The organism is Caballeronia sp. dw_19, assembly GCF_018449515.1.
In the GTDB taxonomy this organism is placed as follows: Bacteria; Pseudomonadota; Gammaproteobacteria; order Burkholderiales; family Burkholderiaceae; genus Caballeronia.
This window is the reverse complement of sequence record NZ_JAAVUQ010000007.1, coordinates 145,027-166,745: the sequence shown is the minus strand read 5'-3', so window position 1 is coordinate 166,745 and position 21,719 is coordinate 145,027. Positions and strand designations below refer to the sequence as shown.

At 59.6% G+C, this 21,719-nt stretch carries 16 protein-coding genes and 1 pseudogene; 9 read left to right on the top strand and 8 right to left on the bottom strand.

From position 1 onward, the window contains the following. Positions 1 to 424: 424 nt before the first annotated feature. The 4 genes and pseudogenes from HB376_RS12575 (at position 425) to HB376_RS12560 (ending at position 4,711) form a co-directional block, all read left to right on the top strand. Positions 425 to 1,594, top strand: a complete 1,170-nt coding sequence (locus HB376_RS12575; protein WP_255631303.1) for a polyamine ABC transporter substrate-binding protein — start codon at positions 425 to 427, stop codon at positions 1,592 to 1,594. Between the two features lie 290 nt (positions 1,595 to 1,884). After that, positions 1,885 to 2,973 (top strand): annotated as a pseudogene (gene potA / locus HB376_RS12570) (polyamine ABC transporter ATP-binding protein); the annotation flags it as partial. Next, positions 2,970 to 3,893, top strand: a complete 924-nt coding sequence (locus HB376_RS12565; RefSeq protein ID WP_213763989.1) for an ABC transporter permease subunit — start codon at positions 2,970 to 2,972, stop codon at positions 3,891 to 3,893. The pseudogene potA and the gene HB376_RS12565, both read left to right, overlap by 4 nt. Then, entirely contained in the window at positions 3,893 to 4,711 is an 819-nt protein-coding gene (locus HB376_RS12560) for an ABC transporter permease subunit (protein ID WP_213764136.1), read from the top strand. The genes HB376_RS12565 and HB376_RS12560 overlap by 1 nt, the downstream gene beginning before the upstream one ends. A 28-nt stretch (positions 4,712 to 4,739) precedes the next feature. On the opposite strand, the gene HB376_RS12555 is transcribed toward HB376_RS12560, so the two are convergent. The 4 genes from HB376_RS12555 to mfd all read right to left on the bottom strand — a co-directional run bounded on the left by HB376_RS12555 (position 4,740) and on the right by mfd (position 10,970). After that, positions 4,740 to 5,753: a threonine/serine dehydratase gene (locus HB376_RS12555; RefSeq protein WP_213763988.1), complete on the bottom strand. Its 1,014-nt coding sequence runs from the start codon at positions 5,751 to 5,753 to the stop codon at positions 4,740 to 4,742. Between the two features lie 87 nt (positions 5,754 to 5,840). Then, a complete protein-coding gene (locus HB376_RS12550; RefSeq protein WP_213763987.1) occupies positions 5,841 to 6,131 on the bottom strand; it encodes a nucleotidyltransferase domain-containing protein in 291 nt (96 codons plus the stop codon). A 15-nt stretch (positions 6,132 to 6,146) separates the two neighbouring features. Next, entirely contained in the window at positions 6,147 to 7,379 is a 1,233-nt protein-coding gene (gene argE, locus HB376_RS12545; RefSeq protein WP_213763986.1) for an acetylornithine deacetylase, read from the bottom strand. 99 nt (positions 7,380 to 7,478) lie between these two features. Then, positions 7,479 to 10,970: a transcription-repair coupling factor gene (gene mfd, locus HB376_RS12540; protein WP_213763985.1), complete on the bottom strand. Its 3,492-nt coding sequence runs from the start codon at positions 10,968 to 10,970 to the stop codon at positions 7,479 to 7,481. Between the two features lie 110 nt (positions 10,971 to 11,080). Between mfd and ispD the strand changes: the two genes are divergently transcribed. Continuing rightward, entirely contained in the window at positions 11,081 to 11,794 is a 714-nt protein-coding gene (gene ispD, locus HB376_RS12535; protein WP_213763984.1) for a 2-C-methyl-D-erythritol 4-phosphate cytidylyltransferase, read from the top strand. Positions 11,795 to 11,852: 58 nt separating this feature from the next. Next, on the top strand, positions 11,853 to 12,344 hold the full coding sequence (gene ispF / locus HB376_RS12530) for a 2-C-methyl-D-erythritol 2,4-cyclodiphosphate synthase (protein ID WP_213763983.1): 492 nt from the start codon (positions 11,853 to 11,855) through the stop codon (positions 12,342 to 12,344). Between the two features lie 1,025 nt (positions 12,345 to 13,369). Here the strand turns inward: ispF and HB376_RS12525 are convergent. The 4 genes from HB376_RS12525 to ompR all read right to left on the bottom strand — a co-directional run bounded on the left by HB376_RS12525 (position 13,370) and on the right by ompR (position 16,913). Beyond that, positions 13,370 to 13,894: a carboxymuconolactone decarboxylase family protein gene (locus HB376_RS12525; protein ID WP_213763982.1), complete on the bottom strand. Its 525-nt coding sequence runs from the start codon at positions 13,892 to 13,894 to the stop codon at positions 13,370 to 13,372. 106 nt (positions 13,895 to 14,000) lie between these two features. Next, entirely contained in the window at positions 14,001 to 14,549 is a 549-nt protein-coding gene (locus HB376_RS12520; RefSeq protein WP_213763981.1) for a peroxiredoxin, read from the bottom strand. Between the two features lie 210 nt (positions 14,550 to 14,759). Then, entirely contained in the window at positions 14,760 to 16,118 is a 1,359-nt protein-coding gene (locus HB376_RS12515) for an ATP-binding protein (protein WP_213763980.1), read from the bottom strand. 69 nt (positions 16,119 to 16,187) lie between these two features. Beyond that, the gene (ompR, locus tag HB376_RS12510) at positions 16,188 to 16,913 is read right to left on the bottom strand and encodes a two-component system response regulator OmpR (RefSeq protein WP_031359745.1); all 726 of its coding nucleotides are present in this window, start codon (positions 16,911 to 16,913) and stop codon (positions 16,188 to 16,190) included. Positions 16,914 to 17,090: 177 nt separating this feature from the next. Here ompR and HB376_RS12505 point away from each other — a divergent pair, with 177 nt between their 5' ends. The 3 genes from HB376_RS12505 to HB376_RS12495 all read left to right on the top strand — a co-directional run bounded on the left by HB376_RS12505 (position 17,091) and on the right by HB376_RS12495 (position 20,684). Next, entirely contained in the window at positions 17,091 to 17,642 is a 552-nt protein-coding gene (locus HB376_RS12505) for a hypothetical protein (protein WP_346730489.1), read from the top strand. A gap of 229 nt (positions 17,643 to 17,871) precedes the next feature. After that, a complete protein-coding gene (locus HB376_RS12500; protein WP_255631302.1) occupies positions 17,872 to 19,458 on the top strand; it encodes a DUF1800 domain-containing protein in 1,587 nt (528 codons plus the stop codon). An 8-nt stretch (positions 19,459 to 19,466) separates the two neighbouring features. Beyond that, positions 19,467 to 20,684: a DUF1501 domain-containing protein gene (locus HB376_RS12495; RefSeq protein WP_213763979.1), complete on the top strand. Its 1,218-nt coding sequence runs from the start codon at positions 19,467 to 19,469 to the stop codon at positions 20,682 to 20,684. The last annotated feature ends 1,035 nt before the right edge of the window (positions 20,685 to 21,719 follow it).

Genomic DNA, 21,719 nt, shown 5'->3' with positions numbered 1-21,719 from the left:
CACCGGCCTCGCATCGAAAAACAGGGTGTTGCGCCAGCGATAAAGCACGGTGCGAGCCGACACCGCGCTAGTGTGATGCTCTAAAGGCGCGGTTATGGGACGAACGAATCGCATGAGTTTCCGCACGAGCGCCTCAATAATGACATTACGTAAGCATGTGCACGGTTGGATTCAACAATACCGGTGTGGTCTTTGTGGCTGAGACCGCCAAACTCGCGACCTCGCAAAACCACTCCATACCAGCGTCGGTCAAACGCGCCCCTTGTACACTTCACGCGACAAAACTCGCCGATTGTTTTTTGCGAAGACCCCTTTTGATGATAGTTTTCGTTTTTTTGAGATCGTCTCGACCCAGCAGGAGGGAAAGCGCGAATCGAGACGGGGAAACCAACGGTCGGCAAGTCGAAAGGGCGGAGAAACTGAAATGACAGAAAAAGTGGCGGACCGGTTGTCGAAGCGTTCGGGGGCATCAGGCGCGGCTGCACGGATACCGGCGTGCGTGGTTTCGATCACCGTGGCTATCGCGGGCGTGGCGGCGTTATCGGCACCGCTGGCGGCATCGGCGAAAGACACTCAGCTCAACGTATACAACTGGTCGGACTACATCGCGAAAGATACGATTCCGAACTTCGAGAAGCAGACGGGCGTCAAGGTCAAGTACGACAACTACGACAGCGACGACACGCTGCAAGCCAAGCTGCTCACCGGCAATTCGGGCTACGACATCGTGGTGCCCACCAGCAACTATGCCGGCAAGCAGATCACGGCAGGGATCTTCTCCCCGCTCGACAAATCCAAACTCCCCAACCTCAAATACCTCGACCCTGCCTTGATGAAACTGGTCGCGGGCGCCGATCCGGGCAACCAGTACACGGTACCGTGGGCATATGGCACCACGGGCCTTGGCTATAACGTCACGAAAGTCCAGCGGATCCTCGGCAAGAACGTGCCGCTGGATAACTGGGACATCCTGTTCAAACCGGAAAACATCTCGAAGCTCAAGGCCTGCGGCGTATCGGTACTCGACGCCCCTGACCAGATGTTCGCCGCCGCGCTGCACTACATCGGCAAGGATCCGATGAGCACGAACCCCGCCGACTACCGCGCCGCGCTGGCGATGCTCAAGAAGATCCGTCCGTACATTACGCAGTTCAACTCGTCGGGTTATATCAACGACCTGGTCGGCGGCGACATCTGCTTCGCGTACGGCTGGTCGGGCGACGTGGTGATCGCCAAGCATCGTGCGGAAGAGGCGAAGAAGGCGTACAAGATCGAGTACTACATCCCCAAGGGCGGCGCGCCGGTGTGGTTCGACGTGATGGCGATTCCGAAGGACGCGAAGAACAAGGAAGCCGCGCTCGAGTGGATCAACTACATCGAGACGCCGCAAGTTCACGCCGCGATCACGAACGAGGTGTATTACCCGAGTGCGAATACGGAAGCGCGGAAATACGTATCGAAGGATGTTGCCGACGATCCGGCCGTGTATCCGCCGCAAGACGTGATCAAGACGCTGTTCCTGCTCAAGCCGTTGCCGCCGGAAATCCAGCGTTTGCAAACGCGGCTCTGGACGGAATTGAAGTCCGGACGCTGATCCTGATTCCGGTAAGGTTGTCGAGGTCGCCAAGGTCGCATCAGGCAGTCGATAAACGCGAAGCCCCTGGTTCTCCGGGGGCTTTGTTCGTGGCCCGCGATTTTGTTGGTGGCCTTTTCGAAAGATAAAGTTAGAAAAGCAGCACGAATGCGCGTAGCGCAGGAGCCGGGCAGCAGATCATGAGTGAGCAGCAGTCGAGTGCAGTGTCCGCCGGACCGGGCAATCAAGGCGGTCCGGGCGGTCCTAATGGCCGCAGGCCGGAACCGGGTTTGCGGGCCCCGGACTGGGCGGCGGAGAATTTCGTGCGGATCGTCGATGTCGTCAAGAAATTCGACGAGACCGTTGCAGTGAAAGGCGTGAACCTCTCAGTGAAAAAGGGCGAACTGTTCGCGCTGCTCGGCAGTTCCGGCTGCGGCAAGTCCACCTTGCTGCGCATGCTCGCGGGGCTGGAGTCGGTTACGTCGGGGCAGATCGTGATCGATGGCGAGGATCTCGCGAGCATGCCGCCGTATCGCAGACCGGTGAACATGATGTTCCAGTCGTATGCGCTGTTTCCGCATATGACGGTCGAATCGAACGTGGCGTTCGGGCTCAAGCAGGAGGGCGTGCGCGGCGCGGAACTCAAGGAGCGCGTGCACGCGACGCTCGATCTCGTGCAGATGGCGAAGTATGCGCAGCGCAAGCCGCACCAGTTGTCGGGCGGCCAGCAGCAGCGCGTGGCGCTGGCCCGAAGCCTGGTCAAGCGTCCGAAGCTGTTGCTGCTCGACGAACCCATGTCCGCGCTCGACAAACAGATTCGCCAGCGTACGCAGATCGAGCTCGTGAATATCCTCGATAAGGTCGGCGTGACCTGCATGATGGTCACGCACGATCAGGAGGAAGCGATGACCATGGCCGGCCGGATTGCGGTCATGAGCGAAGGCGAGATCGTGCAGATTGGCACCCCGCATGAGGTCTACGAATATCCGAACAGCCGCTTCACCGCCGAATTCATCGGCTCGACGAATCTGTTCGACGGCATCGTAGTGGAAGACGAACCGGATCATGTGTTCGTGGAAACGACGGAGTTGCCGTCGCGGCTGTATGTGAATCATGGCATCACGGGCCCGCTCGGTATGCCGGTCACCATCTCGGTCCGGCCCGAGCGCATTGCGTTGACGCGCAAGCCGCCCGACGGTTCGTACAACTGGGGCCGGGGCACCGTGGCGAACATTGCGTATATGGGCGGCTACACGCTGTATCACGTGAAGCTGGACAGCGGCAAGGTGGTCGTGGCGAATCTGTCGAGCCTCGCGATTGGCCAGATCGATTCGCCCACCTGGGACGATGAAGTCTTCGTACGCTGGACAGCGTCGGCAGGCGTGGTGCTCACCGCATGAAAACGCTGCATTTACTGAGCTTGCTCAAGCAACGCTTCGGCCTGTCAGGCAGGACGGCGGTGATTTTCGGGCCGTATCTGTGGCTTGTGCTGTTGTTCCTCGTGCCGTTCCTGCTGGTCGTCAAAATCAGTTTCTCCGATTCGCGTCTCGGGATTCCGCCTTATACGGAATTGACGGCGATGAAAGACGGCGTGCTGAGTATCGCGCTCGATTTTTCGCATTACGCGTTTCTCGTGACGGACAGCCTGTACTTCGCGACCTACATGAATTCGCTGTTGGTGGCGGGGGTGTCCACGCTGCTGTGCCTCTTGATCGGTTATCCGATGGCGTATTACATCGCGCGTTCGAATCCGGCGACCCGCAATCTGCTAATGATGGCTGTCATGCTGCCGTTCTGGACATCGTTCCTGATTCGCGTGTATGCGTGGATCGGGATACTGAAGAACAACGGCTTGCTGAACAACTTCCTGATGTGGACCGGGATTATTCATTCGCCTATCGAGCTGTATCACACGAATATCGCGGTTTATATCGGCATGGTGTATTCGTATTTGCCGTTTCTCGTGATGCCGCTTTACGCCCATCTGGTGAAGATGGATCTCACGCTGCTTGAAGCCGCTTACGATCTCGGCGCGAAACCGTGGAAAGCGTTTTTGCAGATCACGCTGCCGTTATCGAAGAACGGGATTATCGCGGGTTGCTTGCTGGTGTTCATTCCTGCGGTGGGCGAATACGTGATTCCGGAATTGCTGGGCGGCGCGGATACCCTGATGATCGGCCGCGTGATGTGGAATGAATTCTTCGATAACGCCGACTGGCCGATGGCTTCCGCCGTCACCTGCGCCATGGTATTGCTGTTGCTCGTTCCCATGGCGTTGTTCCAGCATTACCAGGCGAAGCAACTGGAGGACAAGCGATGATTGAACCCAGTCGCTCGCTCCGGTTCACTTTTCTCGGTCTCGGATTTCTATTTCTCTATATTCCGATCGTGAGTCTGGTGGCGTATTCGTTCAACGAGTCGCAGCTCGTGACCGTATGGACGCAATTTTCGCTGAAGTGGTACGCAGCGTTATTACACGACGACGAATTGATCAATGCCGCATGGTTATCGATTCGAATTGCGGTGTTCACGGCGTGCGCGTCCGTGGTGATCGGAACATGGGCGGGATATGTGCTCGCGCGCATGGGGCGGTTTCGCGGCTTCACGCTTTATGCCGGCATGATCAACGCGCCGCTCGTAATACCCGAAGTGATCCAGGGGATCTCACTGTTGCTGCTGTTTGTGGAAATGGCAAAAGTATTTGGCTGGCCGGCAGGGCGTGGCATTTTCACGATCTGGATCGGCCATGTGATGCTGTGTATTTCTTACGTCGCGATCATCGTGGAATCGCGGGTCAGGGAATTGAATCCATCGATTGAAGAAGCCGCGCTCGATTTGGGCGCAACACCATTGCGGGTGTTTTTTTCGATTACGCTGCCGTTGATATCGCAAGCGCTGGTGGCGGGGTGGCTGCTGTCGTTCACGTTGTCGATTGACGACCTGGTGTTGTCCGCGTTTTTGTCGGGACCGGGATCGACTACGCTGCCGCTGGTCGTGTTTTCGCGCGTCCGGCTCGGCTTGAATCCGGAGATGAATGCGCTCGCCACGCTGTTCATTGCGTTTGTGACGGTCGGCGTGATCGCCGCGAACCACTTCATGCAGCGCAGCGAGCGCAGGCGGCTGACGAATGTGTTGTAGCGGCGACGATCAAGTGAGCAAACCGGGCTCAGTCGTCTTGAGCCGCCATCGCGAGATGTTTGCCGAGCGTGGCCGAGTCGGTGTTCGTGCCGCACAGCAACACGCCGACGCGCTTGCCTTGCAAGGTCTCGCGTAACGGTCCGAGCAAGGCGGCGGTGGCGGCGGCGCATGCCGGTTCCACCGCCAGTTTCAGCTCGTTGAACAGATGCAGCATGCCGTGACGCAGCTCGGTGTCCGACACGGTCACCAGACGGTCGATATGCCGCCGGCACAGTTCGTAACTGTAGTCTTCGGTGTGCGGCGCCATCAACGAGTCCGCAATGCTGTGCATCGCGCCCATCTTCACGGTGTGATTCGCGGCGAAACTCTGGCCCATGGCGTCGGCGCCCTTGGGTTCAACGCCATACACGTGGATCGATGGATTCGCGAGCCGGAATGCCAGCGATACCCCCGCCGCCAGTCCGCCGCCGCCGATCGGCAGGATCACCGCGTCCAGATCGGGCGCCTGCGAGGTCCATTCGTATCCGAGTGTCGAGGTGCCCACGATTGTCCGATAGCCGTTGAACGGATGCACGAAATAGCGGCCTTCCTCGGCTTCTATGCGGCGCACGATCTCGAACGCTTCAGCGCCGTTTTCCGCCATGACCACCTCCGCGCCGAAACGGCGGCAGAGCGCCAGCCGCGCCGGACTGGCGGTCTTGATCATCACGACTTTCGCGCTGATCTGAAGCCGCATCGCGGCATACGCGACCGCCACCGCGTGATTGCCCGCCGATACGCACGTCACGCCCGCGTCGCGTTCGCTCTCCTTGAGCGCGAGCAGATGCGAAAAGGCGCCGCGCGTCTTGAACGTGCCGCCGACCTGCAGCAACTCGAACTTGAAGTTGACCGGCGTGCCTTCCAGCATGGGGAAGTCGTGGCGCTCGAAGGTCGGCGTGCGCGCGACCCACGGCGAGAGCGTCATGTGCTGGCTGGCGATATCGTCGAGTGTGGGAATCGGCGTGCCGTCGATGGTGTTATCGGAATGATGGGCGGTGGACATGGAGAGTGGTTGACGGCGTAACGATTAATGAGGCGGAGCAACAAATTCGGTTCTTATGCAAATTACGGGGCACGCGAGCGCCATCGCTCATACCGGCGCCGCTTCAGCTAACACGCGCTCTCGAAACCGCGGCGGCAAATCGCCCGGCGTCAGCAAATCGACCGCCACGCCAAGCATGTCTTCCAGTTCCATTTGCAAGCCACCCAAGTCGAACAGCGTTGCGCCGGGCAACGCGTCAACCAGTAAGTCCAGGTCGCTGCCATCCTGATCGGTGCCATGCAAAACCGAGCCGAACACGCGCGGGTTCGCCGCGCGGAAGCGGCCTACCGTTTCGCGGACCGTGTCACGTTTGAGATCCAGAGCGGCGGAAGGTTTCACTCAAGTTTTATTAAATCAACGCACTTGCGCCTCGACCGACATGCTGTGAATGAACTTGCTCAAGAACGCTTCACACGCCGCAAGCTGCTCCAGCGACACGTATTCGTTCGCCTTATGCGCCTGCTCGATATTTCCCGGCCCGCACACAATACTCGGCACGCCCGCGAGCTGGAACAAACCCGCTTCCGTCCCGTAAGCCACCTTGCGCTTCTCCTGATTCGCGGTCAGCGCGCGCACCAGTTGCGTGATCGCCGCCTGCTCGGACGCATCGAGCCCAGGAGCCGCAGCAATCTTCGAGAACTCGATCGCCGCGTTCGCGTGTTCCTTCTGCATCTTCGGCAACAACGTTTCCCGCGCGTACTTCTCAATGCGCTGATAAATCGGCTCGGGATCGAGCGTCGGCAAATTGCGGAATTCGAACGCGAAATTACATTCGGCGGGCACCGTGTTGATCGCATTGCCGCCATTGATCGTGCTGGTCTGCGCGGTCGTGAAAGGCACGTCGTATTGTTCGTCGAACGGGCCTTGCGCGCGGAATTCATCGGCGACGTCGCGGATGTAGCAGATCAGCCGCGCGGCGTATTCGATCGCGTTCAAGCCCTTCGGTGTCAGCGACGAATGCGCGGCGAACCCGCGCACGCAGCAGTTGTATGCGTTGATGCCCTTATGCGCGATGACCGGCCGCATGCTGGTCGGCTCGCCCACAATGCAGCCATCCGGCCGCAGTCCGCGTTTTTGCAGGTCGGTGATCATCAGCGGCGCTCCGGCGCAGCCGACTTCTTCATCGAAAGAGAGGGCGAAGTGGATTGGCCGTGCGAGTTTCGTGGCCTGCATCTTCGGCAACAAGCTCAGCGATGCACCGATAAACCCCTTCATGTCGCACGTCCCGCGACCGTACAACAGGCCATCGCGGATTTCCGGCTTGAACGGATCGCTGTCCCATTTCTGGCCGTCGACCGGCACCACATCCGTATGCCCGGAGAGCACGATGCCGCCGTTCGTCGCGCCATCGTGCGCGGGTACCGTCGCGAACAGGTTGGCCCATTTGCCGGAGGGATCGGTGCTGAGCGTGCTTTCAATACCGGCCGCGCGCAATTCGTCGCGTACGGTTTCGATCAGGCCCATGTTCGGGTTGCGGCTGACGGTGTCGAAGGAGACGAGCTTCTTGATCCACGGCAACGACGCCGGCTCGGAATCAGAAGAGGGTGTTTGCGCGACGGAAGCCGTCGATTCAGCGATCTGTGACATGACGCTCTCCTTGGAATTTTTCACTTTCGATAATACCGAAAAAACCGGCCACGCACCGCCGGACAAGGCGATGCGCGGGTTTGAAGCGGGTTGAATCTATTAGCGTGAGGGCGCAACCGCGGCTGCCGGTTTCTGCTGGCGCAGCGGTGCGCCAAGCGCACGCAGCGTTTCCTTGACCGTCGAAATCCGCACGGCAAGGTCCGGACTGCGCACTTCAATCCGCAGCTTGTCCTGCCCCGCGAGCTTGATGTGCTTGTTCTTCTGCACCATCTCGATGATCTTCATGGCATCGACGGGCGGGTTAGGAATGAATTGCAACGAGATCACATGCTCGGCCGCGTCGATCTTCAGAATGCCCAGCGGCTTGGCAGCGAGGCGCAGCTTGTGCGTTTCGACCAGCGCGCTCGCCTGGGGCGGCAGCTTGCCGAAACGGTCGATCAGCTCTTCCAGGATGCTGTCGATTGCATCGCTCGTTTCGCAGTTCGCCATGCGTTTGTACAGCGACAAACGTTCTTGAACGTCGCCGCAATAATCGGCGGGAAGAATGGCCGGTGCGTGCAGGTTGATCTCGGTCGTGGCGGCGAGCGGCGAGTTGAGATCGGGTTCGCGGCCTTCTTTCAGCGCCCGCACGGCGTCGTTGAGCATGTCGGTGTAAAGCTGGAAACCGATCTCGTGAATTTCGCCCGATTGTTTATCGCCGAGCACTTCGCCCGTGCCGCGAATTTCCAGATCGTGCATCGCGAGATAGAAGCCCGAACCGAGTTCTTCCATCTGCTGGATCGCTTCCAGCCGCCGCTGCGCCTGTTTCGTCAGCGCGGCCGGATCGTGAACCAGCAAATAGGCATAAGCCTGATGGTGCGAACGCCCGACGCGCCCACGCAACTGATGCAACTGCGCGAGGCCGAATTTATCGGAGCGATGGATCAGGATCGTGTTGGCGCTAGGCACGTCGATCCCCGTTTCGATAATCGTCGTGCACAGCAGCACGTTCGCGCGCTGGCCGACGAAATCGCGCATCACACGTTCGAGTTCGCGCTCGTGCATCTGCCCGTGCGCGACCGCAATGCGTGCTTCCGGCACGAGCGCTTCGAGCATCGCGCGACGGTTTTCAATCGTCTCGACTTCGTTGTGCAGGAAATAAACCTGGCCGCCGCGCTTCAGTTCGCGCAGCATCGCCTCGCGGATCACGCCGTCTTCTTCGCGTCGAACGAAGGTTTTGATTGCGAGGCGCTTTTGCGGCGCGGTGGCGATGATCGAGAAGTCGCGCAATCCTTCCAGCGCCATGCCGAGCGTGCGTGGGATGGGCGTTGCGGTGAGCGTCAGCACATCGACTTCAGCGCGCAGCGCTTTCAACGCCTCTTTCTGACGCACGCCGAACCGGTGCTCCTCGTCGATGATCACCAGCCCGAGCCGCTTGAACACGACATCGGACGAAAGCAATTTATGCGTGCCGATCACGATATCGATCGTGCCTTCATTGATTGCCTGAATCGATGCCGCGACTTCCTTCGTGCTCTTGAAGCGCGACAATTCGGCGATCTTCACGGGCCAATCGGCGAAACGGTCGGTGAAGGTGTTCGTGTGCTGTTCGGCGAGCAGGGTGGTCGGCGACAGAATCGCGACCTGCTTGCCCCCCATCACCGCGATAAACGCCGCCCGCAGCGCCACTTCCGTCTTGCCGAAACCGACGTCGCCGCAAACCAGCCGGTCCATCGGCTTGCCGCTCGTCATATCGCCGATAACAGCGGTGATCGCCGCGGCCTGATCGGGCGTTTCCTCGAAGCCGAAACTCTCCGCGAACTTCGCGTAATCGCGCGCTTCGAGCGGGAACGAATGACCTTCGCGCAGCGCGCGGCGTGCGTAAAGATTGAGCAGTTCGGCGGCGGTATCGCGAATTTGCTGCGCGGCTCGGCGCTTCGCTTTGTCCCACTGGCCGGAGCCCAGCGCGTGCAACGGCGCGCTTTCCGGGTCGGCGCCGCTGTAGCGCGAGATTACATGCAACTGGGCGACCGGCACGTACAGCTTGCTGTCGTTCTGATATTCGAGGTGCAGGAATTCGGTTTCGCCTTCGCCCAGATCCATCGATACCAGGCCCATATAGCGCCCGATACCATGCTGCGTATGCACGACCGGATCGCCGATTTTCAGCTCTGAAAGGTCGCGCACCATCGAATCGACGTTGCTCGCCTGCTCTTGCCGACGCCGTCCGGCGCGCCGCGTGAGTTGTCCGTATAGCTCGGTCTCGGTGATGATCGAGATGCCTTCGCCGGGCAGCGCAAAGCCGTTCGCTAGCGGTGCGACGCCCAGCGAGAATTTGGCGTCGCCGGTGAGCCAATCCTGGAACGTATCGTCGAGCGATGCGCGCAGGCCGTTATCGGCGAGGAGTTGCTGGATTGTCTCGCGGCGTCCGGCGGATTCGGTCGCGAACAACACGCGATTCGGCGTTTGCTCCAGATAGTGACGCAGCGCGAGCAATGGCTCTTCGGCGTGGCGATCGATCGCCAGAGCCGGCAACGGCGCCGCCCAACCGCCCTCGGGCGTGGCCGGAAACTTGATTTGCGCGAACGGTTTGGCGAACGAGAAAAAGTCGTCGTCGCTGAGAAACAGGCGCTGCGGTTCGAGCAGCGGCCGCTCGCGATCGTGAGACAAAAAGTTGTAGCGCTGCCGCGTGTCGTTCGTGAAGCGCTTGATGGCCGCGTCCATGTCGCCGACGAACGCCAGTTGCGCGTCTTGCGGCAGGTAATGAAAAAGCGTGGCGGTTTCGTCGAAGAACAGCGGCAGGTAATACTCGATCCCCGCCGCCGGCACGCCATTGCCGATGTCCTTGTATATCGATGAACGGCTTGGATCACCCTCGAACACCTCGCGCCAGCGGCTGCGGAACGCGGTGCGCGCGGGTTCGTCGAAGGGAAATTCGCGGCCGGGCAAGAGGCGCACGTCGCGCACCGGATACAGGCTGCGTTGCGTGTCGGGATCGAAGGCGCGGATGGAATCGACCTGATCGTCGAATAAATCGATGCGATACGGCAGCGGCGAGCCCATCGGATACAGGTCGAGCAGCGAACCGCGCACGCAATATTCGCCGGGCCGCACGACCTGGCTCACATGCTCATAGCCCGCAAGCGTCAACTGGCTCTTCAGTTTCGCCTCGTTCAGCCGCTCGCCCTGCGTGAACGAAAACGTATACGCAGCCAGAAACGATGCCGGCGGCATTCTGTAAAGCGCAGTGGTCGCGGGCACGAGCAGGATGTCGCAGCGACCTTCACCCAGGTCGTGCAGCGTCGCCAACCGTGCCGAAACCAGGTCCTGATGGGGCGAAAACGTGTCGTAGGGCAGCGTTTCCCAGTCGGGCAGAAGCCTTACCCTGGCGTCCGGCGCGAAAAACGGAATTTCGGCCGCGAGCCGTTGCGAATCGACAGCGCTCGCGCACATGACGACCAATAACGGGACCTTTTCGCGAAAAGCCAGGTGGTAACGTGCCAGGGCGAGGGCGTCGGAGGAACCGGTGGCGCCATCGAAGGCAAAGCGCTGACCGGCTTTGACGAGTGCGATAGGGGACGTTGACTGCAAACTGACGGCTTTTGAAGGCATAAAGTGTGCGGGGAACCGTTCGCATGCGAAAGTGCACGCGGGACCGGCATGGTCGCGATAGACCTATTATAAAATCCGGGCTTCACTTTTGACTTGGGCGTTTTCAACTCGTGACTTCCCGCCTGTTCGCCCTCATCCCGTGCGCCGGTTCCGGCAGCCGTTCTGGTGCACCGATGCCGAAGCAATACCAGACTATCGGCCGCCATCCGATGCTGCGTTATTCGCTCGCCGCCTTTGACGCCTGTTCCGAATTTGCCCAGACGCTGGTCGTGCTGGCGCCGGGCGATCATCATTTCGATGACCGCCGTTTCGCCGGCTTGCGTTTCGCCGTGCAACGCTGCGGCGGCACGACGCGGCAGGCGTCGGTGTTTAATGGGCTTGCGGCGCTGACCGGCTTTGGTGCGCGCGACGACGACTGGGTGCTTGTACACGACGCCGCCCGCCCCGGGCTCACGCCGGAGATGGTCCGCAGGCTGGTGAGCGAGTTGAAGAACGACCCGGTCGGCGGAATTCTGGCGCTGCCGGTGGCTGACACGCTCAAGCGTATCGAGGCTGAAGGCGTGGCGAATACAGAAGGGCGCATTGCCCGCACGGAGTCGCGTAACGGCCTGTGGCAGGCACAGACGCCGCAGATGTTCCGCGTGGGCATGCTGCGCGATGCAATCACTCGGGCGCAGCAGGACGGCCACGATCTCACCGACGAAGCCAGCGCCATCGAGTGGCTTGGGCATGCGCCGCGACTGATTCAGGGAAGCCTGCGCAATTTCAAGGTTACGTATCCGGAAGATTTCGCACTTGCATCGGCTATGCTCAGCGGAGTTTGATTAAGCGGTTTGAAGCAGCGAATTTGATGCAGTTGCCCTTTACTTTCTAGGACTATCGATGGATTTCAGAATCGGACAAGGCTACGACGTTCACCAACTGGTCGAAGGCCGGCCGCTCATCATCGGTGGGGTCAATATTCCCTACGAGCGCGGGCTGCTTGGTCATTCGGATGCTGATGTATTGCTGCACGCGATTACGGACGCGCTGTTCGGCGCTGCGGCAATGGGCGATATCGGCAGGCATTTTCCGGATACGGATGCGAAATTCGCCGGGGCGGATAGCCGGGTGCTGCTGCGCGAGGCTTTTTCAAGAGTCTCGGAAGCCGGCTTCGCGATCATGAATGTCGATTCGACGGTGATCGCGCAGGCGCCGAAGCTTGCGCCGTATATCGAAGCGATCCGGGCGAATATTGCCGAGGATCTTGAGCTGCCGCTGACTCGTGTGAACGTGAAAGCCAAGACCAATGAGAAGCTGGGGTATCTGGGGCGCAAGGAAGGTATCGAGGCGCAGGCTGCCGTGCTGCTGATGCGTACGGGTATCGATAGTTAAAGGGTTTTTCGCTCGCGCCGGTGGACGGGGTTTTGGGGGCGGTTGAGGTTGGTGCCAGGGTGCCAGGTTCCGGGGATAGCGGTCGGGGTCAATGCCGGGTTGATGCTTTCGGCCGTGGTGGTCTGCGAGAGTCGGATTTTCTCTTTATCACTATTAGCCACTGTGCGTGGCGGCACGTCATTTCTTTGTCCAAAGCGACAAAGAAACGAAGCAAAGAAAACGCTTTCAACCACGCTACCCTAAGTGTCCACAGCGTGCAGTTTTCATTCATAGGTGCCCCAAAAGCACGGTGCTCGCCAGAGCCACGGATGTGTGAACCCCTCCTTCTCCGAACACGGATACCCACACGCTTCGCCACCAGTGATTGAACCTGCCCAAGGGGCACCCCGCGCTATCCGCGGACGACCACCCTCCAAATGTGTACGCGTAACGAACCTCGTAGCCAACCTTCCTAGAAACGAAGCCGCAACGGTGCATGGGGCCATAGCTGGCGAAAAGAATCGTGCAGGCCGTGCAACAACCCACTAAACATGAAGCCGTAAATATGCGTTCGGCCGTGTAGCCCACCAAAAAACAGTGCACGCTCGGCCAACGCACCAAGAAGCGCGGCAGCGAATGTGCGTGAGGCCGTGCGGGTCCCTCGGCAATTCGTGCTTGCCCGAGAACGTACGGGGCGAAGCGTGTTCATGTCAGGATTCGCGAGAAGGAGGGGTTCACACATCCGTGGCTCTGGCGAGCACCGTGCTTTTGGGGCACCTATGAATCAAAACTGCACGCTGTGGACACTTAGGGTAGAGCGGTTAAAGCGCTTTCTTTGCTTCGTTTCTTTGTCGCTTTGGACAAAGAAATGACGTGCCGCCACGCACAGTGGCTAATAGTGATAAAGAGAAAATCCGACTCTCGCAGACCACTACGGCCGAAAGCACCAACCCGGCATTGACCCCGACCGCTACCCCCAAGAACCCGACGCACCCCGCCAACCCCACTCCCCAACCCCGTCCACCGGCGCGAGCGACCCCCTTGGCTTAATTACCTTCAGCGGTAATCGCCAACTGAGCCGCATTGATCACCGCAGCAATTCGCCCCACATCCCGCAATTGTGTCGTGCTCATTCCCTCGCCAACGAGATTCTCGTAGTGCGATTTCACGCAAAAGTGACACTTTCCAATAATCGACGCTGCCAGCGCATACATCTCGAAGCGCCGTTTATCGACCCCGCCATGCGTCGCATACGCATTCATCCGCAACGCAGCGGGCTGCGTCTTCAGATCGGCGTTATCGGCCATTTCCAGATACGGATACCAGACGTTGTTCATGCCCATCAACGCGGCTGCGGTCAACGCGCCATTCGTTTCCTCAGCCGACAAAACGCCCGACGCGCGGATCAACGCAACAATCTTCGTAGCCTTCGCCGCATACGCTGCAGCCAGCGCAACGCCCACCGCGTCATTGCCTTCCAGCGATGAACGCGCGATCGTGCCGTCCACGTTCAGGCGAATGTCCTTGGCGTAATCAGGAATAAGTTCTTTAATCGATGCGAGGAATTCCATAAATTTCTCCTATCTGATCAGCGATAAAAAAGCCCGCCGGCTCGAGTATGACTCAGAACGCTGACGGGCTAGAGCGCAAGCCACGAAGGCCTCGCCGCAATACAACTTACAGCGTCGAACCGCCGACAGCGCGATTGCACGGGCACAATTCGTCCGTTTGCAGACCGTCCAGAATGCGCAGGATTTCTTCCGGATTGCGGCCGACGTTCAGGTTGTTCACCGACACGTGCTGGATCACATTGTCCGGGTCGATGATGAACGTTGCGCGCAACGCCACGCCCGCTTCCTTGTCACGGATGCCAAGCTGGTCGATCAACTCGCCCTTTACATCGCCGAACGAATAGTGGTTCAGCTTGCTCAGGTCCTTGTGTTCCCGGCGCCATGCCAGTTTCACGAATTCGTTGTCCACGCTGCCGCCGAGCAATACGGCATCGCGATCGGCGAAATCGCTGTTCAGCTTGCCGAATTCGACGATTTCCGTCGGGCAAACGAACGTGAAATCCTTCGGGTAGAAGTACAGGATCTTCCACTTGCCAGGGAACGACTGTTCGGTGATGTCTTCGAACGCCGACACGCCATTTTCTTCGTGATGATTGAAACCCGGCTTTGCAGCAGTAACGGTAAACGCTTCAACTTTATCGCCCACGGTCTTCATATGAATACTCCTGTGTTCGTTGGAAGAAAATCAAGCCTAACTGATCGCTGTAACGCTCACATGACGCAGCATCAAACTCACTCTGAGTAGCTGATGAACGCGTTGAACGACTTTCACTATAACTCTATTGACTATTCTTTTCAATAGATTTTGACTAACACACTGGATAGCTTTTAACGAATGGACCGATAGCATCCGGACAACATCCGTTTAGCGGAAAGTGCGTTTTTCCATCGCCGGGAAGTCGATGGTCACCTCAAAACCCGCATGCGGATGGCGGTTGCGCAAGCGCAAGGTGCCGCGCTGCCGGGTGACGAGTCGCTGCACGATCGCCATGCCGAGTCCGGTGCCGTTCGCCTGCGTGCGCGCTGTGTCCACGCGATAAAACGGCCGCGTGATCAACGCGACCTGATCTTCGGGAATGCCGCGCCCTTCGTCCATCACGGACAGTTCAACGCGCCCGTGATTGACCTTCGTTTGCAGCGTGATCCTGGCAATATCGTCCACCGCGCTGCGCCCATACTTGCGCGCGTTTTCCAGCAAATTGCCGATCACCCGCCGCACGTCGGTCGGATCACCTTCAATGGTCGCACCCTGGGCCAGGTCGGTTTTCATCAGCACGCCGTCTTCCGCGTAGAAACGCGCGGCCATTTCACCACCGATCAGCGATAGATCGACGGCTTCGGCCATGCGCTGCATCGGCCGGGCGTAGTCGAGAAAACGCCCGATGATCATGTCCATCTGTTCGATGTCATCGACCATCGCAAGTTTCGTCGTTTCGTCGGAAGGGCTCATCTCGGTTTCGAGCCGCAAGCGTGCAAGCGGCGTGCGCAAATCATGCGAGATGCCCGCGAGCATCAGCGCACGGTCGGCATCGAGCTGTTCGAGATCCTGCACCATCTGGTTGAAACTGCGATTGGTTTCGGCGGCCACGCCCATGCCGCGTTCGGGCAACGGTTCGGGCGATTGCCCCGAGCCGACCTTGCGCGCGGCCAGCGCCAGCCGGGCGAACGGCCGGTTGACGAGGCTGGTGATGAACGCCGCCCCGAACAGCGACAGCGCGAGCGCAAAGATGCCCCAGCCCGCCCATTGCAGGCCGGTGACGTTATCGAGTTGATCGCGATCGAGCGCCACCCAGTAATCATCGTCGTCGATCTTGAAGCTGATCCACACGCCCGGGATGTCGTTGACCGATTGCGCGATTACCGTGTCGTTGCCGAGGCGGCCGCGCACGTCGCGCTCGATCAGCCGGTTCAGTGACTCGTCGGGCTGCAAGCGATATTTATCGGTGGTTTCACGCGGGTACACACGGACCCCTTCATTGCTCTCCAGATCTTGCAGCAATGCACGGCGCAGATCGGGGTCGGAATAAAGGAGGGCGGTGCGCGTGAGCTTGACGACCGCGACGAGCTGAAGCGCCACACGCTGTGCGCGCGGTTCGCGTTCGATCACCCGGAAGCTCTGGAACCATGCGGCGATGCTGACCGCAATCAGCAACGCGATCAAGGCGAAGGTCCGCCAGAACAGGCCGCCGAACGCGAGCGTCAGTAGCCGCCTGTCAATCCGCATGGTTCGCTGATGCTCTTGCTGGTGGCGCGCACGGGGCGCGTTGGTCAGAACTCAATCAGGGCTCAAATCTCAGGCCGCGCCGTCGGGGATGAATACATAACCAAGGCCCCACACCGTCTGGATAAAACGCGGGCTGCTCGGGTCCGGCTCGATCAGCTTGCGCAACCTTGAGATCTGCACGTCGAGACTGCGGTCGAAGACTTCGTATTCACGGCCGCGCGCCAGTTCCATCAACTTTTCACGCGACAGCGGGGCACGCGGATGTCGCGCGAACACTTTGAGCACAGAGAATTCGCCGGTGGTCAGCGGGATTTCCTGGCCGTTCTTGGTCAGCGTCCGCGTGGCGAGATTCAAAGCAAATTCGCCGAACTCGAAGACTTCGGTGGTTTCGGACGGTGCGCCCGGCAGTTCCGACGGTGACTGGCGACGCAGCACCGCGTGAATCCGCGCGACGAGTTCGCGGGGGTTGAACGGCTTCGGCAAATAGTCGTCCGCGCCCATTTCCAGGCCCACGATGCGATCGACGTCTTCGCCTTTCGCGGTGAGCATGATGATCGGCGTACGGTCGTTGCTGCCCCGTAGACGGCGGCAGATCGAAAGTCCGTCTTCCCCCGGCAACATCAGGTCGAGCACGAGCAGGTCGAAACGTTCGCGAACCCAGAGCTTGTTCATCGACGGCGCGTTTTCAGCGACATAGACGTTAAAGCCCTGCTCGCCGAGATAACGTCGCAAAAGATCGCGCAAACGGGGGTCGTCGTCGACTACGAGTATTTTTGAGGGATTTTTGGTTTCCATACCCGCATCTTAGCGCGATTAGAAAGAGGACCTAGTTTGCTCCATTTCTGAGGTAACAGATAGTTACAAAATTTACGGCGAGTGTGGCACGACATAAAGGTTCTATGCGTACACTCCTTTACCTAAGCCCGTCATTCGGTGGATACTCCATTAGTACAATGATTGCGCGTCAGTATCATGGCGGCATTAACCGTCAATACTGGCATGACACGCAAGCACGCCAAAGAGCCTGAGACTGTCCGGTTGTCGAGCAACGAAGGGAACAACATGAAGGGAGCGCGGCGGCGCATACCTGTGCGCACCAAGCGCATCATCCGACTAACGCTGATCGCTAGCGCGTTTTACGCCGTGTTTGCCGCGCGCACTGTTCTTGCGCAACCATCGCAATCCCTTAATCGCAGTTTGTCGGCGTTCGATCGTCCTGATTCGTCGTCGTTGTCGTCGTCATCTTCTTCGTCCCGGTATTCGAATCCCGAAGGCGACAGTTCTGATTTCAACTCACAACCACCCAGGAAACGCTTCGATGGCCGCTTCATGCGCGCTCAGCATCGCATGCAAAAGCCGCTCAAAGGTAATCGCGACCCGCAAGTGATGCCGGCCATGCCCCCGCCGCAAAGCGATCCGCAACCGCCCGAGCGGCCTCCGCGGCACGGTGTGATGACAGCAGATGAGCGGCGGCTGTTGCGCCAGCATATCGAGGAAGCGGTCAGGGATCTTTATAAGCGTTGAGGCTTGGCGCAATGGCGGTGCCTTTGCGCGGCCGCACTCCCGATCGATGCCCAACTCATTTCTGGCACTAAACGGATGCCGAGGTGACATTGGCGGTCAACGGGCTCCGGCAACGCGCCGTTGATTGACATAGCACGGCCACCGGACTCGCTCCTCGATGCAACACTCCAGGTTTCCTGATGTCCACCTTGTTCGCGGTTCGCTGGATCGGCGCGAGCGTGGCGTGAATATGGCTGCGCTTATTATCGCGTTGTGTTTGATGCTGACCAGCGTACTGACGGCTCAGGCGGCGCAAAACAACACGCCGCGCCGGGTACGCAATGTGCATCGGACGGAAGTGGCGGCGGTCGATACCGATCCCCTCGATGCCACCGATGCCCGCTTCCTGCTCACCCGTACGGGCTTCGAGGCAAGCGCGAGCGAGGTCGCCCCGTATATTGGAATGACCCGCGAGCAGGCCGTTGATGCGGTACTTGCCGGCGCCCGCACTGAAGCAGCTACACCGCCGCCCGCGTGGGTGACGGAACCGATCCCATCAGTTGACGTTCGCCGTGCGTGGACGCAGGACGAACGCCGTGATGACCGGCGCGAACAAAACCATCGCTACGATGAGTTGCGTGGCTGGTGGGTACGCGAAATGGTGACCACGCGCTCGCCGCTCACCGAACGCATGACGCTCTTCTGGCACGATCACTTTCCGTCCGGCGAAGACAAGGTTCACTATCCGCAGATCATGTTCCGTCAGAACGCGCTGTTGCGCCGCGACGCGCTCGGCAATTTCGGCGACTTGCTGCATGCAGTCTCTAAAGATCCGGCGATGCTGCAGTACCTCGATGGCGCCGGCAGCCGCAAAGGCCGTCCCAACGAAAACTTTGCGCGCGAGGTCATGGAGCTGTTCACGCTAGGCGAGGGACATTACTCGCAGCGCGACGTGACCGAAGCCGCAAGAGCCTACACCGGCTGGACGCTTGATCCGAATACACTCGCTTATCAATTCAATCCAAAAATCCACGATGACGGCGACAAGACCGTCCTCGGCCAGATGGGCGCTTTCGATGGCGATCAGGTTCTCGATATCCTTTTAGCTCAACCGGAAACGGCGACCTTCATCACGACCGAACTGTGGCGCGAGTTCATCTCCGAGACACCGGATCCGGTTCAGATCGCATCGATCGCCGAGCGTTTTCGCGCATCACATTACGACATCAAGACAGCGTTGCGGGGACTGTTTTTATCGGATGCGTTTTGGGACGAGCGCAACCGTGGCGTGCTCGTCAAATCGCCTGCGGAATTCGTGGTCGGCGCTGTGCGCGAGTTCGATATTGGTTATGCCGATCAGGACGCGACCGCACTCGCCGTCCAGGTGCGCAATTTCGGTGAAAATCTCTTTTATCCGCCGAACGTGAAGGGTTGGCCGGGCGGCGAAAACTGGATCAACAGCTCCACGCTGCTTGCGCGCAAGCAGTTTATCGAGCAGTTGTTTCGCGCGACCGAAGCGCATGGCATGCGTCCGGGGGCGACCGATGCGAAGACGAGCGCGATGGCATCGATGTCAGGCCCAATGCCTGACATGATGACAAATGCCGCCATGAAACCTGCGGCGATGCAACGGCCGCATCCGGGCTTGCGTTTCGATCTCGATGCATGGCTCGCGGGGTACAACACGACGCCTGACGCGCGCCCGGACCTGTCGACGCAATTGCAACTGCAGCGCGCGGTGCTGGCGGTTTCTCCCGCGGATGCCATTGAACCTGATGCCACGAGCAGCGCTTATTTGCGGGCGTTGCTGATGGACCCTGCGTACCAGTTGAAATAGGCGGCCCCATGAACCGACGCGACTTCCTTTCGATAACCGGCGCAGCCGGCGCCTTCGCGCTTGCGCCCTCGGCGTTTGCCGCAGCAAGCCCGCTCCCGGTCGAGATGCGTTCGAGCGGGTACGGCAATGTCCTTATCCTGGTCGAACTGAAGGGTGGCAACGACGGCCTGAACACCGTGATCCCGTTCGCCGACCCGGCTTACGCCGCATTGCGCCCGGGCATTGGCATCAAGCGCGAGCAGGTCATCCAGCTTGACGAGCGCACGGGCCTTCATCCCGCCATGCAGCCATTGATGCCGCTCTGGAAAGACCGGCAACTCGCGATCGTGCAGGGTGTCAGTTATCCGCAACCGAACCTTTCGCATTTTCGATCCATCGAGATCTGGGATACCGGTTCGCGTTCCGATCAATATCTGCACGAAGGTTGGCTTACGCGCACATTTCGCGCGCAGCCCGTGCCGGCAGGATTTGCTGCCGATGCCGTGGTGATTGGCAGCGCGGAAATGGGCCCGCTCGCGAACGGCGCGCGCGCCATCGCGCTCGTGAATCCGGCGCAGTTCGAGAAGCAGGCGCGGCTTGCGACGCCGGTATCGTTGAAGGAACGCAATCCCGCGCTCGCGCATATCCTGGATGTGGAAAACGAAATCGTGAAGGCGGCCGACCGGCTGCGTCCGCGAGCCGGCCAGTTCGCGCTCAAGACGCAATTTCCGGGCGGCGCATTCGGGACATCGATCAAGACGGCCATGCAAGTGCTGTCCGCTACCGATACTCCTGCCGGCGTGCCGCAAACGGGGCAGGGCGTCGCGGTGATCCGCCTGACGCTCAATGGTTTCGATACCCATCAGAACCAGCCGGGTCAGCAGGCGGCGTTGCTCAAGCAGTTATCGGAGGGAATGGTTGCGATGCGCTCGGCGCTGGTCGAACTGGGTCGATGGAACGAGACGCTCATCATGACCTATGCCGAGTTTGGCCGGCGGCCGCGCCAGAACCAGAGCAACGGGACGGATCACGGCACGGTTGCGCCGCATTTCGTGATGGGCGGCCGGGTGAATGGCGGCCTTCATGGTGTTGCGCCGGAATTGGCGCGGCTGGACGGTAACGGCAATCTGCCGGTCGGAGTGGACTTCAGGCAGATGTACGCGACCGTGCTGGGGCCGTGGTGGGGTATGGATTCCACCGCGGTCCTCGGGCAGAAGTTTGAGACGCTGGCTTTTCTACAAGGGTAGTTTTTTCGCTCGCGCCGGTGGACGGGGGGCGGTTTTGGGGGTAGGGGTCGGGGTCAGTGCTGGGGTGGTCGGTTCTGGGGTCAGCGGTCGGGGTTGATGCCGGGTTGATGCTTTCGGCCGTGGTGGTCTGCGAGAGTCGGATTTTCTCTTTATCACTGTTAGCCACTGTGCGTGGCGGCACGTCATTTCTTTGTCCAAAGCGACAAAGAAACGAAGCAAAGAAAACGCTTTCCAACCGCGCTACCCTAAGTGTCCACAGCGTGCAGTTTCTATTCATGGGTGCCCCAAAAGCACGGTGCTCGCTAGAGCGGAGGATGTGTGAACCCCTCTTTCTCCGAACACGGATACCCACACGCTTCGCCACCAGTGATTGAACCTGCCCAAGGGACACCCCGCGCTATCCGCGGACGACCTCCCTCCAAATTTGTACTCGCCTCGAACCACGTCGCCAACCCTCCTGGAAACGAGGTCGCGAAGATGCGGGTGGGCCGTAACCGACGAAAATAGCTGTACAGAACGCGCAGCCAATTCACAAAAACTGAAGCAGTAAACACAAACACGCATGAAGCTGTGGCCTACAAATACGGTCGCACAGACCAGGTAGCTAACCTGTCAAAAAGCCCGCAGCCGTAAATACTTGTAAGGCCATGCGGATTCCTTAGCAATGGTGCTTGCCCGAGAGCGTACGGGGCGAAGCGTGTTCGTGTCAGGATTCGCGAGAAGGAGGGGTTCAAACATCCGTGGCTCTGGCGAGCACCGTGCTTTTGGGGCACCCATGAATGAAACCTGCACGCTGTGGACACTTAGGGTAGCGTGGTTGAAAGCGTTTTCTTTGCTTCGTTTCTTTGTCGCTTTGGACAAAGAAATGACGTGCCGCCACGCACAGTGGCTAATAGTGATAAAGAGAAAATCCGAGTCAGGCAGACCACTAACGCCGAAAGCAGCAACCCGGCAATAACTCCGACCACTAACCCCAGAACCGACCACCCGAGCACCGACCCCACCCACCAACCCCAAACCCGCACCCCCCCGTCC

Bases quoted from the DNA above. Each gene is read 5' to 3' on its own strand.
- HB376_RS12575 (WP_255631303.1), top strand. From the start codon at position 425: ATGACAGAAAAAGTGGCGGACCGGTTGTCGAAGCGTTCGGGGGCATCA.
- HB376_RS12565 (WP_213763989.1), top strand. From the start codon at position 2,970: ATGAAAACGCTGCATTTACTGAGCTTGCTCAAGCAACGCTTCGGCCTG.
- HB376_RS12555 (WP_213763988.1), bottom strand. From the start codon at position 5,753: ATGTCCACCGCCCATCATTCCGATAACACCATCGACGGCACGCCGATT.
- argE (WP_213763986.1), bottom strand. From the start codon at position 7,379: ATGTCACAGATCGCTGAATCGACGGCTTCCGTCGCGCAAACACCCTCT.
- mfd (WP_213763985.1), bottom strand. From the start codon at position 10,970: ATGCCTTCAAAAGCCGTCAGTTTGCAGTCAACGTCCCCTATCGCACTC.
- ispF (WP_213763983.1), top strand. From the start codon at position 11,853: ATGGATTTCAGAATCGGACAAGGCTACGACGTTCACCAACTGGTCGAA.
- HB376_RS12525 (WP_213763982.1), bottom strand. From the start codon at position 13,894: ATGGAATTCCTCGCATCGATTAAAGAACTTATTCCTGATTACGCCAAG.
- HB376_RS12520 (WP_213763981.1), bottom strand. From the start codon at position 14,549: ATGAAGACCGTGGGCGATAAAGTTGAAGCGTTTACCGTTACTGCTGCA.
- HB376_RS12515 (WP_213763980.1), bottom strand. From the start codon at position 16,118: ATGCGGATTGACAGGCGGCTACTGACGCTCGCGTTCGGCGGCCTGTTC.
- ompR (WP_031359745.1), bottom strand. From the start codon at position 16,913: ATGGAAACCAAAAATCCCTCAAAAATACTCGTAGTCGACGACGACCCC.
- HB376_RS12505 (WP_346730489.1), top strand. From the start codon at position 17,091: ATGGCGGCATTAACCGTCAATACTGGCATGACACGCAAGCACGCCAAA.
- HB376_RS12500 (WP_255631302.1), top strand. From the start codon at position 17,872: ATGGCTGCGCTTATTATCGCGTTGTGTTTGATGCTGACCAGCGTACTG.
- HB376_RS12495 (WP_213763979.1), top strand. From the start codon at position 19,467: ATGAACCGACGCGACTTCCTTTCGATAACCGGCGCAGCCGGCGCCTTC.